This is a genomic window from Streptomyces sp. NPDC127595, assembly GCF_042671685.1.
Taxonomy (GTDB): Bacteria; Actinomycetota; Actinomycetes; order Streptomycetales; family Streptomycetaceae; genus Streptomyces.
This window is the reverse complement of record NZ_JBHXWK010000009.1, coordinates 115221-130756: the sequence shown is the minus strand read 5'-3', so window position 1 is coordinate 130756 and position 15536 is coordinate 115221. Positions and strand designations below refer to the sequence as shown.

Here is a 15536-nt window from a genome sequence, read left to right as displayed (position 1 = left end):
CGGCCGACGTTCGGTCAGCCGCCGAGGCCGGACCAGCGGCCGACGTCCGGTCAGCCGTCCGGGTCGGACCCGTCGCGCGCTTCCGACCAGCGTCCGAGCCGGGACCAGTCACCGACGTCGGGTCAGCGACCGACGTTCGGTCAGCCGCCGAGGCCGGACCAGCGGCCGACGTCCGGTCAGCCGTCCGGGTCGGACCCGTCGCGGGCTTCCGACCAGCGTCCGAGCCGGGACCAGTCACCGACGTCCGGTCAGCGACCCACGTTCGGTCAGCCGCCGAGGCCGAACCAGTGGCCGACGTCCGGTGAGTCGTCGCCCGGCCACGCCTCGACGGTCGGTCAGTCGTCGAGGCCGGATCAGGCGGCCACGGCGACCGGTCGGTTCCCGACGTCCGATCAGCCGTCGGCTTTGGACGGGTCGCGGACTTCGGGCCGGCCCTCGACGTCGCCAGGGCGGCAAGCCGTGCCGGGACGCACCCCTGCGCAGGGGTCGGATCCGGCATCAGGAGGCTCGCCGTCCAGGGCGGACGCCCCGCAGCAGCCGCGCACCCAGAGCCCGCCGTGGGGACGCCCCCCGACGGCCGGGCGCCGTCCGATGCCCTCGCAGCCCGGCGATGCCTCGTCGCGCCCGCCCCGCCCGCAGGCGCCTCCGGTGGGCCCGACTTCGGCCGGGAACGGGATCGGCTCGGCCCCCGCGCAGCCGGGACCGCAGCCCCTCCGCCCGCAGGCGCCTCCGGTGGGCTCGACTTCGGCCGGGAACGGGATCGGCTCGGCCCCCGCGCAGCCGGGCTCGCAGCCCCTCCGCCCGCAGGCGTCTCCGGTGGGCCCGACTTCGGCCGGGAACGGGATCGGCTCGGCCCCCGCGCAGCCGGGCTCGCAGCCCCTCCGCCCGCAGGCGCCTCCGGTGGGCCCGACTTCGGCCGGGAACGGGATCGGCTCGGCCCCCGCGCAGCCGGGCTCGCAGCCCCGGGAGGGCGACGGCGGTCCCCGGTCGTCCGGGGCGGAAGCGGGCGCGGGGCGTGGTTCTCGCGTACCGTCGCCGCCCAAGTCGTTCGACTTCTTCGACTTCTCCGCCGACGCGGAGGTGCCGACTCCGGATGCCGCAGGTACTCCGGAGAAGGCGACGGCGCCCGGCGACGCTCCCCGCCGCGAGGAGGGGACCCGGCGATTCCCGGGTCTGCGCCCGCCCCGGCAGCCGTCCCCGCCCCCGCCGGCGGCCTCCGCACGGTTCCCCGACGCGCCCCCGGCGCCCGGAGAGGCGCGGCGGACCACCATGCCCGAGGAGAGCGCCACGGAGACCACCAGGCGGCTCCGGCCCATCCCGGCCGAGACGCCCGCACAGCCCCCGGTCCCCGCGCCCCCGCCGGAAACCCCGGCCGTGGAGCGCCCGTTCGTGACGTTCGGACAGCCGGAGACGTTCGACGACACCGTGCGCGTACGCCCCCACGGCGGCCGCACCCGCCGTCCCAGGGCGCTGGCCGCCGCGGCCTGCGTCGTGCTGGGCCTCGGCCTCATCGGCGGCGCGGTGACGGGGAGTTGGCTGACGGGGGAGAGCTCGGCCGGTTCCGACGCGCGGACCGAGTTCGTGGCGGCCGGCGAGCTCTGGTACAGCGTGCCGGTGGACCAGCTCTTCCCGCCCACCGTGCAGGGCGAGGGCGCCGGACCCGGCGGCGCCGACCGCACCTGGACGCGGGTCGCCGTCGCCCCGGACACCGACTGCGCGAACGCCTTCGACCCCCTCCTGCGCAAGGCCCTCGCACCGGTCGGCTGCCTGCGGCTGCTGCGCGCCACGTACACGGACGCGACCCGGAGCCTCGTCACCACCGTCGGCCTGCTGTTCACCAAGGCGGACGCGACGGCCATGACCTCCCTGAAGACCCGCTTCCAGCAGGACGGCCTGGACCGCCGCACCGACCTGATGCCCCGCCCTTACGCCGTCGAGGGCACCGTCGCGGACGGCTTCGGCGACGACCAGCGGGCCTCCTGGACGGTGTCGGTCCTCACCGACGCCCCCGTCGTCGTCTACGCCGTCTCCGGCTTCGCCGACGGCCGCACCGTCACCGACCCGCAGGCCGCCGAGGACGCCATGAAGTCCGGCGAGACCACGGCCCCGGCCCAGGCCGGCCTCGGCCACGAGGCACAGGGCCTCGCCGACCGCGTCGAGCGAGACCTCCGCAAGACCGTCACCTCGGCCACGGAGAAGCCGTCATGACCCGCGCCGCGGACCACGTACGTGCCCGCAGGGCCGACTGGGCCGGTGCCCGAAGGACCGGCGGCCTCGGCACCCGCAGAGCCGGACTCCTCAGCGTCGTACTGGCCGCGTCCCTCGCCCTCGTTCCCGCCACCACCGCCCACGCCGACGGCATACGCGCCCAGCAGTGGGCCCTCGACGCGATGCACACCCAGGAGGCCTGGCAGACCACCAAGGGCCAGGGAATCACCGTCGCCGTCCTCGACACCGGCGTCGACGACCAGCACCCGGACCTGGAGGGCAACGTCCTCGCAGGCAAGGACATGGTCGGCTTCGGAGCGGCCCGCGGCGACCGGGCCTGGGCCAGGCACGGCACCGCCATGGCGGGGATCATCGCCGGCCACGGACACGGACTCGACGACGCTGACGGAGTGATGGGCATCGCCCCCGAGGCCAAGATCCTCCCCGTCCGCGTCATCCTCGAAGACGGCGACTCCTCCCGTACGAAGGCCCGCAACACCCGAGGCAACGCCCTCGCCGACGGCATCCGCTGGGCCGCCGACCACGGCGCCGACGTCATCAACCTCTCCCTGGGCGACGACTCCGCCTCCGCCCACCCCGAACCCGCCGAGGACGAGGCCGTCCAGTACGCCCTGAAGAAAGGCGCCGTCGTCGTCGCCTCGGCCGGCAACGGCGGGGAGAAGGGCGACCACATCTCCTACCCCGCGGCCTACCCGGGCGTCATCGCCGCGACCGCCGTCGACAGCAACGGCGTCCGCGCCTCCTTCTCCACCCGCCGCTGGTACGCCACCGTCAGCGCCCCCGGCGTCGACGTCGTCATCGCCGACCCGGACGAGAAGTACTACGAGGGCTGGGGCACGAGCGCGGCCTCCGCGTTCGTCTCCGGCGCGGTCGCGCTCGTCAAGGCGGCCCATCCGGGCCTCTCCCCGGCCCAGATCAAGCAGCTCCTGGAGGACACGGCCCGCAACGCCCCCGCAGGCGGCCGTGACGACTCCCGCGGCTACGGCTTCATCGACCCCGCGGCCGCCATCAAGGAGGCCGGCCGGCTCAAGCCCGAGGGGCTGCAGGCGGCGTACGGCCAGGAGTACTTCGGACCGGGCCCGGCCGACCCCGAGGACGACACGGATCCCGCCGGCTGGGTCGGCCCGCTCGCGGGCGGCCTCGGCGCGGTGCTGCTCGCCGCGGCCGTCGTCCTGTGGCGGGGCCGCAGGGGACCGCGTGAGTACGACGGCTTCTGACGGACGGGACGGTCGTCGTCCGGACAGGACGGCTCTCGCCCGCCAGGGCCGCCTCAGTGCGAACTAGTCGGTGGCCGTGGCCGAAACGCCGGGATCGGCCGTCGTGTCCTGGAACACCGACACCGCCGCCTTCGCCACCGACTCGACCAGCGCGATCCCCTTCGTCTGTGTCGTGGTGCCGTTCGACAGCACCGCGACCAGATAGTCGTGGCCGTCGGCGGTGACCCGCCCGATGCTGTTGATGTCCCACAGTCCGGTCGCGCTGCGCGCCAGCCACCCGTTCTTCAGCGCCCAGTCGGAACCGTCGGCCGCGGCCGACACTCCCCAGTGCTGATCGACGGCTATGTCACTCATCAGCCCCTGCATGTACGTCCGCGAGGTCTCGCTGAGTTTCGAGTCGTCGCCGAACACCTGCTGCAGCAAGGTGAGCTGATCGGCCGCCGTGGTCTGTGTGAGACCCCACAGCGCACCGTCCCCACCCGCCGTCTCCGTCAGCCCGAAGCTCTTGTTCGCGGTGTTGAGGCCGTCCGCCTTGCCGATCTCGTCCCACAGGGTGGTCGCGGCCGTGTTGTCGCTGTTCTCGATCATCAGGGTGGCGTTTGCCTTCTCCGTCGCCGTCAGCGTCCGGTCCGCGTCCTGCGCCTGGAGCAGCAGCGTGGCGAGGATGTCGACCTTGACGATGCTGGCGGTGTCGAAGGCCGCGTCGCCGTACGCGGCACTCTCGCCGGAGTCGACGTCGAGGACGGACACCGACGCCTCGGCGCCGCTGGGTACGGTCACGGACTTCATCGCCGAGGTGAGCAACGCGTCCCGGTCCACCTCGGGCGTCGTCACGGGTTCCACCGATGCCTCCTCGCTGGCGCCCGGCGAAGCCGGAGACGGAGAGGACGACGATACGAGGTCCTGGCCGTCGTGCGCCTGGGCCTTCATATATACGGCCCCGGCTGCCGTACCGCCCACGAGGATCACGGAGGCGACCGCGGCAAAGACAAAGGGCCTGCGCCCGGAGGGACGGGCGCGGCGTCGGCTGGCTCTGTGACGGTCCATCCCGCGATGCTGGGCGCCGGGTCTGTGCCCGTGGTTAGACGCATGTGAAATCTGCGTCAGGGATGGATGAGAATCCCATGAGACCCGTCAAGTCCACGTTTCAGGGGCCGCACAAGCCCAACTGCATCCCACCGATAGGGTCGGGGACCGTGGCGAACAAGAACATTCCCGACTCCGGCTACTCCGACGACGACGGCTCCGCCGATCCCCGGCTGAGCGCGGCGCTCACCGCCTGGGCCGCGGACCGCACCGCCGTGGGGCCTGTCCTGGAGGCGCTCAAGGGCGCCCGGCTGCTCGTGCCCGTCGTGGCCGTCCTCGGTGAGGTCGAGGAGGACGAGAAGGGGCTGCGCCACGAGAAGACCAGCGACATGGCCGTGCCGACCCTGAAGGCCGGGAACCGTACCGCACTGCCCGCCTTCACCTCCACCGAGTCGCTGGCCCGCTGGGATCCCGAGGCCCGCCCCGTCGCCGTACCCCTGCACCAGGCCCTGCAGGCCGCCGCGCACGAGAAGGCCGACACCGTCGTGCTCGACCTGGCGGGCCCGGTGCCGTACGAGCTGACCGGCCCCGCGCTGCTCGCGCTCGCCGAGGGGCGTACGAGCACGGATCCCCTCGCCGACCCGGCCGTCACCGAGGCCGTACGCGCGGCCGTCGCCGCCGAGCCGGCCGTGCTCCGCGCGCATCTCGGCCCGGGGCAGGCGGACGGCACGCTGGCCCTCGTACTGGGCCGGTCCGCGTCTCCCGCCGAGACGGCCCGAGCGATCGCCGAACGGCTGGCGGCCGACGAGACACTGAGGGCCCGCCTGGTGCGCGGCCTCGACCTGGCGCTCCTGCCGGCCGGGGCGACGCCGCCGGGCGAGCCCTTGTACGTACGAGAGGTATGAGATGTGTGAGTCGGTCGGGGAGCGACGAGTCAGCCGTAGACGGGGCCGGTGTACTTCTCGCCCGGGCCCTGGCCCGGCTCGTCCGGGACGATCGACGCCTCGCGGAAGGCGAGCTGGAGCGACTTGAGGCCGTCGCGCAGCGGTGCCGCGTGGAAGGAGCTGATCTCGGTGGTGCTCGCGTCGAGCAGCCCGGCCAGCGCGTGCACCAGCTTGCGCGCCTCGTCCAGGTCCTTGTGCTCGTCGCCCTCCTCCGTCAGGCCGAGCTTCACTGCGGCGGCGCTCATCAGGTTGACGGCGACCGTGACGATCACCTCGACCGCGGGGACCTCGGCGATGTCGCGGGTCATGGTGTCGTAGTCGGGCGTCTGGGGAGGGGTGTCACTCATGACCCCCACGATAGGTCCCGGTCGGGGACAGGCCCCATTTGGCCTCGGTTAGCCGTTCTCAGTCCGAGCTGCTAACCTTGTGTTACGACCGGTCGGGCGCGCCAAGAAGTATGTCAGCGTGTCCGGCCCACAAGTGGAGGCTCCGATCTCCCACCTGACTGTCCTCCGGGACGGCGGGTCACCCGGTCAGGCGGTCACCATCGTTCCGTACGGACGATGGAGTCGCCCGAAGTGCGCCCCGCGGATCACCGCGGCGGTGCTCCGGTAATCCTTGGAGCCCCGCCTGTGTTCTGTCCGGGGCATTTTTCATGTCCCGCGGTGGTTGGTCCAACTGTCATCAGAGACATACGCGGCTGTCCGCCAGACCGCCGTGTGGTGCTACCGAGGAGGATCCATCAGCACCGAGCCCCGCATCAACGACCGGATTCGCGTTCCCGAGGTGCGACTTGTCGGTCCCAGCGGCGAGCAGGTCGGGATTGTTCCGCTTGCCAAGGCCCTGGAGCTTGCGCAGGAGTACGACCTCGACCTGGTCGAGGTGGCGGCGAGCGCTCGTCCGCCCGTCTGCAAGCTCATGGACTACGGGAAGTTCAAGTACGAGTCGGCCATGAAGGCCCGTGAGGCGCGCAAGAACCAGGCGCACACGGTCATCAAGGAAATGAAGCTCCGGCCGAAGATCGACCCGCACGACTACGACACCAAAAAGGGTCACGTCGTCCGGTTCCTCAAGCAGGGCGACAAGGTCAAGATCACGATCATGTTCCGTGGTCGCGAGCAGTCCCGGCCGGAGCTCGGCTACCGACTGCTGCAGCGTCTCGCAACGGACGTCGAGGACCTCGGGTTCATCGAGTCGAACCCGAAGCAGGACGGCCGGAACATGATCATGGTTCTCGGTCCGCACAAGAAGAAGACCGAGGCGATGGCCGAGGCCCGCGAGGCCCAGGCGGCTCGCAAGGCCGAAGCGAAGGCCAACCCGGGCAAGTCGCAGAACCACGCGGGCGACGACATCCCCGACGCGGAGGATGTCGACACCCAGGACATCGAGGACGCCGAGGACGCCGAGGCTCCGGCTCAGGCTTCCGCCGAGGTCTAAACCCCAGGGCGAACGCTCCGGGAGCCCCCGGGACGAGAGTCCGGGGAGTCCCGGGACAACCGTCCAGGGATGCCAGCAATAGATATGACGTTCCACCGTGCCCGGTTTCACGACCGGGCACCGGAACGCCACTGACGAGGAGAGAACGGCGCTATGCCGAAGAACAAGTCGCACAGCGGTGCCAGCAAGCGCTTCAAGATCACCGGCTCCGGCAAGGTGCTCCGTGAGCGCGCCGGCAAGCGCCACCTGCTCGAGCACAAGTCGTCCCGCCTGACGCGCCGCCTCACCGGCACCGCCGAGATGGCCCCGGGCGACGCCAAGAAGATCAAGAAGCTTCTCGGCAAGTGACGTACCGGCGCTGATCGTTCGATCGCAGCGCGCCGTACGTCAGGACCGGGACCCCATCGATTTCGGGCTGTGTGAGTCCAACCACGGCCCCGCTGCAAGGAGTTAACAAGTGGCACGCGTCAAGCGGGCAGTCAACGCCCACAAGAAGCGCCGGGCGATCCTCGAAGCCGCCAGCGGCTACCGCGGTCAGCGTTCGCGCCTGTACCGCAAGGCCAAGGAGCAGGTCACCCACTCCCTGGTCTACAACTACAACGACCGCAAGAAGCGCAAGGGCGACTTCCGTCGGCTGTGGATCCAGCGCATCAACGCCGCTGCCCGCGCCAACGGCATCACCTACAACCGCTTCATCCAGGGTCTGAACGCGGCCAACATCGAGGTCGACCGCAAGATCCTCGCGGAGCTGGCCGTCAACGACGCCGGCGCGTTCGCCGCGCTCGTCGAGGTCGCGCAGAAGGCGCTGCCGTCGGACGTCAACGCGCCGAAGGCCGCGTGACGCCGGCGCTGGCCTGAGCGGCTCCCACAGTCGGCCTGAGCTGTGTGCTCAAGTCCTCTTCTGAGCTGGTCAATCGGACCCATGGGGCTTTCGGCCCATGGGTCCGATTGCGTTTGTTCTTCGTCCGTCGGCAGGTGGTGGGTTGCTCGCGCAGTTCCCCGCCCTCCTGAGGTTTCTTCCCTGAAGGTGAGTTGTTTGGCCGCCGCTTCTGAACTGATCTCTTCCAAGTCGCCCCGTGTCTCCGCCGCGCGGCGGCTCGGGCGGCGGAACTTCCGGGGGAAGGAGCGGCTGTTCCTCGCCGAGGGGCCGCAGGCCGTGCGGGAGGCGGCGGCGCACCGCCGCGACGGGAGCGCGACCCTCGTAGAGCTGTTCGCGACGGTCGAGGCGGCGGAGCGCTACGCCGACATCGTCGCGGACGCGCGGAACGCCGGCGCGCGGGTGCACCTCGCCGCCGAGGAGGTCATCGCCGACATCTCGACGACCGTCACCCCGCAGGGTGTCGTCGGGATCTGCCGCTTCCTGGACACGCCCTTCGAGGAGATCCTCAAGGATCGGCCCAAGCTCGTCGCCGTACTCGCGCACGTCCGCGACCCCGGGAACGCCGGCACCGTGCTGCGGTGCGCGGACGCCGCCGGCGCCGAGGCCGTCGTACTCACCGATGCGTCCGTGGATCTCTACAACCCCAAGGCCGTACGGGCCTCGGTGGGGTCCTTGTTCCATCTGCCCGTCGCCGTGGGCGTGCCCGTCGAGCAGGCCGTACAGGGGCTCAAGGACGCCGGTGTGCGGATCCTCGCGGCCGACGGCGTCGGGGCGGACGACCTCGACGACGAGCTGGACAAGGGCACCATGGGCGGCCCGACCGCCTGGGTGTTCGGGAACGAGGCGTGGGGGCTTCCGGAGGAGACACGTGCGCTGGCCGATGCCGTCGTGCGCGTCCCCATCCACGGGAAGGCCGAGAGCCTGAACCTCGCCACCGCCGCGGCCGTATGTCTCTACGCGTCCGCCCGTGCACAGCGCGGCTCCGGAGGGTGCCGTTCCGTCACCGAGAGCTAGTAGGGTGACCTGCTCGGGGCCCACTGCCGGACGAGAGGTGGGAGACGGGGATGAGTGTCGGCACGAGCGGTGCGCACAAGGCGCCGCGAGCACGGGACGTGCGCGGTACACCCGCGTCCCGGCGCGGTGACGCCGCCGAGCTCGGAGCCGAGCAGGAAGCCGCTGAGGGAGCCGGGCTCCGCGCCGGCCTCGGAGACGGTCTCGGCATCGACCCCGACGACCTCCCCGACGGACTCGTCGTCGCCGACGAGCGCGGCCGGGTGATCTGCTTCAACGCCGCCGCCGCCCGTATCGCGGCCGTGTCCGCCGCCGACGCGCTCGGACACCCGCTCGAATGGGCGCTGCCCTTAGAGGACCTCGAAGGGCGCCGATGGTGGCAGGTGACCGATCCGTACGGCGGTCTAGCCATCCGGGTCGGACAGCCCGAGCGGAATCTGCTGCTCCCCGGCGGCCGGGAAGTGCTCGTCTCCGCGCGGTATGTGCGCACGCTTCCCACCGGCCCGGTCCAGCGCGTCGTCGTCTCCCTGCGCGACACCGAGGCCCGCCGCCGCACCGAGCGCAGCCACGCCGAGCTCATCGCCACCGTCGCCCATGAACTGCGCTCGCCGCTCACCTCCGTCAAGGGCTTCACGGCCACGCTGCTGGCCAAGTGGGAGCGGTTCACGGACGACCAGAAGAAGCTCATGCTGGAGACCGTCGACGCCGACGCCAACAGGGTCACCCGGCTCATCGCCGAGCTGCTCGACATCTCACGCATCGACTCCGGCCGGCTCGAAGTGCGCCGCCAGCCCGTCGACATGGGCGCCGCCGTGGGCCGGCACATCCAGGCCTACGTCGCCTCCGGCCAGGCTGCCGACCGTTTCCTGGTGCGCATCGAGCATCCGCTGCCCGCCCTCTGGGCCGACCCCGACAAGGTCGACCAGGTGCTCAGCAACCTGATCGAAAATGCGGTGCGCCACGGCGAGGGAACCGTCACCATTGACGTCACGCCCTCGGCTTCCCCTCGAGAAGGGGAGGACGGCAAGAACGCGGCCACCTCGGTCACGGTGAGCGACGAGGGCACCGGCATCCCGGAGGAGTCCATGAACCGCGTCTTCACCCGCTTCTGGCGGGGCAGCAAGCGCGGCGGTACGGGCCTCGGGCTGTACATCGTCAAGGGCATCGTCGAGGCCCACGGTGGCACCATCACGGTCGGCCGCGCCCCCGGCGGCGGCGCCGAATTCCGATTTACGTTGCCCGTGGGCACCCCGGCGTATCTGCTGTAACGCCGAGCGAGGACCCACGGGCGCATTCCTACACTTCACCCCCCGTTAGACTCGGCCTCTGGCACCTTTGCGTCTCCATTTCAGAGACGAAGCGTCTCCGGGCCGTAGAACGCCGTAGAACGGGGACCCCAGCCAGCCAACCGGAAGCACGGGAAGAGATGTCGGCACCGAATAAGTCGTACGACCCTGTAGAGGTCGAGGCCTTGAAACCGGAAGAAATCGAGCGCATGCGGGACGAGGCGCTCGCCGCCTTCGCGGCCGCAGGTGACCTCGACGCGCTCCAGGAGGCCAAGGTCGCCCACACCGGCGGCACCTCCCCGCTGGCCCTCGCCAACCGCGAGATCGGCGCCCTGCCCCCGCACGCCAAGGCCGCCGCAGGCAAGCTCGTCGGCCAGGCCCGAGGCGCGGTGAACAAGGCGCTCGCCACCCGTCAGGCAGAGCTGGAGGCCGACCGCGACGCCCGTGTACTGGTCGAGGAGGCGGTGGACGTCACACTGCCGTACGACCGCGTACCGCCCGGCGCCCGGCACCCGCTGACCACCATGATGGAGCGGGTCGCGGACGTCTTCGTGTCCATGGGATACGAGATCGCCGAGGGCCCCGAGGTCGAGGCGGAGTGGTTCAACTTCGACGCCCTCAACTTCACGCCCGACCACCCGGCCCGGCAGATGCAGGACACCTTCTTCGTGCAGGGCCCCAAGGGCACCGAAGGCGACGAGTCCGGTGTCGTGCTGCGGACGCACACCTCGCCCGTCCAGGCCCGCGCCATGCTCGACCGCGAGCCGCCGGTCTACATCGTGTGCCCCGGCCGCGTGTACCGCACCGACGAGCTGGACGCCACGCACACCCCGGTCTTCCACCAGATCGAGCTCCTCGCCATCGACGAGGGCCTGACCATGGCCGACCTCAAGGGCACCCTGGACCACATGGTCCAGTCGCTCTTCGGCGCCGACATGAAGACCCGGCTGCGCCCGAACTACTTCCCCTTCACCGAGCCGTCCGCCGAGATGGACATGCTCTGCTACGTCTGCAAGGGCGAGTCCGTCGGCAACCCCGACCGCCCCTGCCGGACCTGCTCCTCCGAGGGCTGGATCGAGCTGGGCGGCTGCGGCATGGTCAACCCGCGGGTGCTGGTCGCCTGCGGCGTCGACCCCGAGAAGTACAGCGGATTCGCCTTCGGGTTCGGCATCGAGCGGATGCTGATGTTCCGCCACAACGTCGAAGACATGCGAGACATGGTCGAGGGTGACGTCCGGTTCACCCGGCCGTTCGGGATGGAGATCTGATGCGGGTCCCGCTTTCTTGGCTGCGGGAGTACGTCGACCTGCCGGCGACGGAGACCGGGCGCGACGTCCAGGCCAAGCTCATTTCAGCCGGTCTCGAGGTCGAGACCGTCGAACAGCTCGGCGCCGACCTCAAGGGCCCCCTGGTCGTCGGCCAGGTGCAGTCCATCGAGGAGCTGGAGGGCTTCAAGAAGCCCATCCGCTTCTGTCTGGTCGACGTCGGCACCGCCAACGGCACCGGTGAGCTCCAGGAGATCGTCTGCGGCGCCCGCAACTTCGCCGTCGGCGACAAGGTCGTCGTGGTCCTGCCCGGCGCCGTGCTGCCCGGCAACTTCGCGATCGCCGCGCGCAAGACGTACGGCAAGACCTCGCACGGCATGATCTGCTCCGGCGACGAACTGGGCATGGGCGACGACGGCAGCGGCGGCATCATCGTCCTGCCGCCTGAGGTCGAGGTCGGCACCGACGCCATCGAGCTGCTCCAGCTCGTCGACGAGGTCCTCGACATCGCCGTCACACCGGACCGCGGTTACGCGCTCTCGCTGCGCGGGGTGGCCCGCGAGGCCGCCATCGCGTACGGGCTGCCGCTGAGCGACCCGGCGCTGCTCGACGTACCGGCCCCGAACGCGTTCGGCTACCCGGTGCAGGTCTCCGACCCCTTCGGCTGCGACCGCTTCACCGCGCGCACGGTGACGGGGCTCGACCCCGAGGCCCGCTCGCCGATCTGGCTGAAGCGCCGCCTCCAGAAGGCGGGCATGCGCCCGATCTCGCTCGCCGTCGACATCACCAACTACGTGATGCTGGAGCTCGGTCAGCCCCTGCACGCCTACGACCGCACCCGCGTCCAGGGCGCGATCGGTGTGCGCCGGGCCGAGCAGGGCGAGAAGCTCACCACCCTCGACGGCGTCAAGCGCACGCTGGACGCCGAGGACCTGGTGATCACCGACGACCGCGGCCCGATCGGCCTCGCGGGCGTCATGGGCGGCGCGAACACCGAGATCGACGACACGGAGGGCACCACCACCGAGGTCGTCATCGAGGCCGCGCACTTCGACGCGCTGTCCATCGCCCGCACCGCCCGCCGGCACAAGCTGGCCTCGGAGGCGTCCAAGCGCTTCGAGCGCGGCGTCGACCCGCAGGCCGCGTCCGCCGCGGCCCAGCGGACCGTCGACCTGTTGGTGATCCTCGCGGGCGGCTCCGCCGACGCAGGTGTCACCGAGGTCATCGCACCCTCCGCGCCGCACACCATCACCATCCCGGCGGACCACCCGGACAAGGTGGCCGGTGTCGACTACGGCCGCGAGACCGTCGTACGCCGTCTCCAGCAGGTCGGCTGCGACGTGTACGGGCAGGACGAGCTGATCGTCACCGTGCCGTCCTGGCGGCCCGACCTGACGGACCCGAACGACCTGGCGGAGGAGGTCATCCGCCTCGAGGGCTACGAGAACCTGCCCTCCACGCTGCCGAAGCCCCCGGCGGGCCTCGGCCTGACCGACAGGCAGCGGCTGCACCGCCGCGTCGGCCGCGTGCTCGCCGGTGCCGGATACGTCGAGGCGCCGAACTACCCCTTCATCGGTGAGCACATCTTCGACCAGCTCTCGCTGGCCGCCGACGACCCGAAGCGCAAGGTCGTCAAGCTGGTCAACCCGCTCTCCGACGAGGAGCCCGCGCTCCGTACGACGCTGCTGCCGGGCCTGCTCGGCGCGCTGCGCCGCAACGACGGACGCGGCAGCCACGACCTCGCGCTGTTCGAGACCGGCCTGGTCTTCCACCCGCGCGAGCAACTGCGCGTCGCCGGGCGGCTGCCCGTGGACCGCCGTCCCACCGACGAGGAGATCGCGTCGCTCACCGCCGCGCTCCCCGCCCAGCCCCGGCACGCCGCCGTCGTCCTCACGGGCGCCCGCGAGCAGGCCGGCTGGTGGGGCAAGGGCCGCCCGGCCGACTGGGCCGACGCGATCGAGGCCGCGCGCTCGCTGGCCCGCGAGGCGGGGACCCAACTCCTCGTCCGCGGCGGGCAGTACGGGCCGTGGCACCCGGGGCGCTGCGCCGAGCTGGTCGTCGTCATCGACGGTGCGGAGAAGGTCATCGGGTACGCCGGTGAGCTGCACCCCGGTGTCCTGAAGACGCTGGGTCTGCCCGCGCGCACCAGCGCGATGGAGCTGGACCTGGACTTGCTGGAGCAGGCGAGTTCGGGCGTTCCGAAGGGTCCGAAGATCTCCACCTTCCCGGTGGCGACCCAGGACGTCGCACTGGTCGTCGAGCGGTCCGTCCCACATGTGGACGTCGAGGCGGCGCTGCGCGAGGGAGCGGGCGAACTGCTGGAGTCCATCCGGCTGTTCGATGTCTACGAGAACGCCGAGCAGCTCGGCGAGGGCAAGAAGTCGCTGGCCTACGCGCTGCGGTTCCGCTCCGCCGATCGCACCCTGACCGTCGACGAGGCCTCGCAGGCTCGCGACGCGGCGGTGGCCCTCGCGGGCGAGCGGACCGGGGCGGTGTTGCGGAGCTAGCTCCGCCGGGCGTACCGGTACCGGGGGACTGCGCGCCATCTGTCGGCCGCGGCACGTACGTGGCTGATCGCGCAGTCCCCCGCGCACCTCACGGGGCGCGTTTCCCCCCGCTCGCCTGCATAAATGCAGGAACCCGAAGGCACCTCACTCATTCGGGTGACAAGGCCGGGCGATCTGGCCCGATCGGTCCATGCGGTCGACAGAATCGGACCGGCCTCGCGGAGGCCCTCTGCGCTGTCAGGGCCTATTGGGGGGCCAATCGGCATGATCCGTATCAAGGCTGGTGGGGCTCCCTGCAGGGCGACGCCCCGTACGCATGCGCGGGTGCTGGCCCGGGCGGTCCTCCCCGTGGTCGCCCGGGGAAACGGCCTGCGGGCCGGGCTCTTCCGGGCGGTTCGCGCAAGGAGACCCCGGCCGGTCAGAAGGCGTGGCCTTCGGGTGGGCCTCGGCCGGGCGGTGCGCAGGGCCGACCGGCGGCCGCTGCGGCGGGCACTTGGCATGGGGCTGCCCACCGTCTGGGGCGCGATGGCGATCACGTACAAGATGGCCTGCCCGCTCGCTCAGCAGAACGGGCTCTGTGCCCGCGTCGTCACCTGCGCCGTCTTCTTCGCGGTCGGCACGGGACTGATACTCCACGTCAGAACGGCGCTGCTGCGGGAGATCCGGCAGATCCGCAAGGTCGCGGGCGCCGCCCAGAGCGTGCTGCTGCGGCCGCTGCCCCCGCGGATCGACGGGCTGAACGTCGCCGCGGCGCAGGTCTCCGCGGATCGCGGTGCGAGCGTCGGCGGTGATCTGTACGAGGTGATCGCCACCGAGCACGGCGTGCGGGTCATCATGGGGGACGTCCGCGGGCACGGCCTCGGGGCCATCGGAACCGTCGCCGCCGTCCTCGGCAGCTTCCGCGAGGCCGTGTACGACGAGCCCGGACTCGACCGCGTACTGAGAAGACTTGAGCGGGCGCTGGCCCGGCATCTGCGGGAGCGGGCCCGCGCCGAGCACCCCTCCTCCGGCCTCGACACCGACAGCCCGGTCGCCGAGGAGTTCGTCACCCTGCTGCTCCTGGAGATCCGCTGCGACGGCTCGGTGTACGCCGTCAACTGCGGTCATCCGTGGCCCTATCTGCTGCGCGGGCACGCCGAGCCGACCGGGGTACGCGGCCGTGTCGAGCGGCTGTCCTGCGCCGAACCGCTGCCCCCGCTCGGGCCGTTCCCGCTCCCGGCCGAGCTGCCCGTCCTGCGCTACGGCCAAATGCTGCCCGGCGAGGGGCTCTTCCTGCACACCGACGGAGTCGAGGACGCGCGCGACGCCCAGGGCAGGTTCTTCCCCCTGCGGGCGGCGCTCACCGAGGCCGTCCGCGTCCAGCCGCTCGCCCCGCAGGCCGTGCTGAGCGCGGTGTTCGGCCAAGTCCTGAGCCACACGGGCGGAATGCCCGCGGACGACATAGCTGTGCTGGTGCTGCGCAACGACCGTAGGCGTGTCCCCGCGCAACAGCATCCACCAAGTGACGTGAGCACAGAGCTTCTAGGGGTGCGGGGAACTGCGCGACAAGCCCCCACGCACCCGTAGCCGACAAAGCACCCGCAGCGCTCCGGCGAAACCGACGGAGTGCCGCCGTCCGCCCCGCCACGGAGTGTCGGGCAGGCAGCTGGGCGGACGGCGCGGGATCGGGCCGCCGCACTGTACGAGGGGGAGCCGGCGGCCCGGCCGGCCTCTTACGAGGCAACTCAGTCAACC

Annotated in this window: 13 protein-coding genes; 11 read left to right on the top strand and 2 right to left on the bottom strand. The window is 71.6% G+C overall.

Annotated elements, in window-relative coordinates:
* The first annotated feature begins 732 nt into the window (after positions 1 to 732).
* Together ACFVKT_RS27375 and mycP are read left to right on the top strand one after the other, a co-directional pair.
* Positions 733 to 2208: a hypothetical protein gene (locus ACFVKT_RS27375; protein ID WP_385735991.1), complete on the top strand. Its 1476-nt coding sequence runs from the start codon at positions 733 to 735 to the stop codon at positions 2206 to 2208.
* Positions 2205 to 3446 carry a type VII secretion-associated serine protease mycosin gene (mycP, locus tag ACFVKT_RS27370; RefSeq protein WP_385735988.1) on the top strand — a complete coding sequence of 414 codons (1242 nt, stop codon included), beginning with the start codon at positions 2205 to 2207 and terminating at the stop codon, positions 3444 to 3446. The genes ACFVKT_RS27375 and mycP overlap by 4 nt, the downstream gene beginning before the upstream one ends.
* Positions 3447 to 3509: 63 nt before the next feature.
* On the opposite strand, the gene ACFVKT_RS27365 is transcribed toward mycP, so the two are convergent.
* The gene (locus tag ACFVKT_RS27365; protein WP_385735984.1) at positions 3510 to 4493 is read right to left on the bottom strand and encodes a serine hydrolase; all 984 of its coding nucleotides are present in this window, start codon (positions 4491 to 4493) and stop codon (positions 3510 to 3512) included.
* A 149-nt stretch (positions 4494 to 4642) separates the two neighbouring features.
* On the opposite strand from ACFVKT_RS27365, the gene ACFVKT_RS27360 reads away from it, so the two are divergent.
* Entirely contained in the window at positions 4643 to 5377 is a 735-nt protein-coding gene (locus tag ACFVKT_RS27360) for an SseB family protein (protein ID WP_385735981.1), read from the top strand.
* A gap of 29 nt (positions 5378 to 5406) precedes the next feature.
* Here ACFVKT_RS27360 and ACFVKT_RS27355 read toward each other — a convergent pair whose 3' ends face one another.
* Positions 5407 to 5763: a DUF1844 domain-containing protein gene (locus ACFVKT_RS27355; protein WP_385735978.1), complete on the bottom strand. Its 357-nt coding sequence runs from the start codon at positions 5761 to 5763 to the stop codon at positions 5407 to 5409.
* Positions 5764 to 6133: 370 nt separating this feature from the next.
* Between ACFVKT_RS27355 and infC the strand changes: the two genes are divergently transcribed.
* The 8 genes from infC to ACFVKT_RS27315 all read left to right on the top strand — a co-directional run bounded on the left by infC (position 6134) and on the right by ACFVKT_RS27315 (position 15368).
* Positions 6134 to 6853, top strand: a complete 720-nt coding sequence (infC, locus tag ACFVKT_RS27350) for a translation initiation factor IF-3 (RefSeq protein WP_385736588.1) — start codon at positions 6134 to 6136, stop codon at positions 6851 to 6853.
* 153 nt (positions 6854 to 7006) lie between these two features.
* The gene (gene rpmI, locus ACFVKT_RS27345; protein WP_385735975.1) at positions 7007 to 7201 is read left to right on the top strand and encodes a 50S ribosomal protein L35; all 195 of its coding nucleotides are present in this window, start codon (positions 7007 to 7009) and stop codon (positions 7199 to 7201) included.
* A 109-nt stretch (positions 7202 to 7310) separates the two neighbouring features.
* On the top strand, positions 7311 to 7694 hold the full coding sequence (rplT, locus tag ACFVKT_RS27340) for a 50S ribosomal protein L20 (protein ID WP_019066261.1): 384 nt from the start codon (positions 7311 to 7313) through the stop codon (positions 7692 to 7694).
* 195 nt (positions 7695 to 7889) lie between these two features.
* Positions 7890 to 8747 carry a TrmH family RNA methyltransferase gene (locus ACFVKT_RS27335; protein WP_385735971.1) on the top strand — a complete coding sequence of 286 codons (858 nt, stop codon included), beginning with the start codon at positions 7890 to 7892 and terminating at the stop codon, positions 8745 to 8747.
* Between the two features lie 50 nt (positions 8748 to 8797).
* Positions 8798 to 10012, top strand: a complete 1215-nt coding sequence (locus ACFVKT_RS27330) for an ATP-binding protein (protein ID WP_385735968.1) — start codon at positions 8798 to 8800, stop codon at positions 10010 to 10012.
* Between the two features lie 158 nt (positions 10013 to 10170).
* Positions 10171 to 11298 carry a phenylalanine--tRNA ligase subunit alpha gene (pheS, locus tag ACFVKT_RS27325; RefSeq protein ID WP_385735965.1) on the top strand — a complete coding sequence of 376 codons (1128 nt, stop codon included), beginning with the start codon at positions 10171 to 10173 and terminating at the stop codon, positions 11296 to 11298.
* Positions 11298 to 13802, top strand: coding sequence for a phenylalanine--tRNA ligase subunit beta (gene pheT, locus ACFVKT_RS27320; protein ID WP_385735962.1), 2505 nt, complete (start codon positions 11298 to 11300; stop codon positions 13800 to 13802). Before pheS ends, pheT begins: the two co-directional genes overlap by 1 nt.
* Positions 13803 to 14300: 498 nt before the next feature.
* The gene (locus ACFVKT_RS27315) at positions 14301 to 15368 is read left to right on the top strand and encodes a PP2C family protein-serine/threonine phosphatase (RefSeq protein WP_385736586.1); all 1068 of its coding nucleotides are present in this window, start codon (positions 14301 to 14303) and stop codon (positions 15366 to 15368) included.
* Positions 15369 to 15536 lie beyond the last annotated feature (168 nt).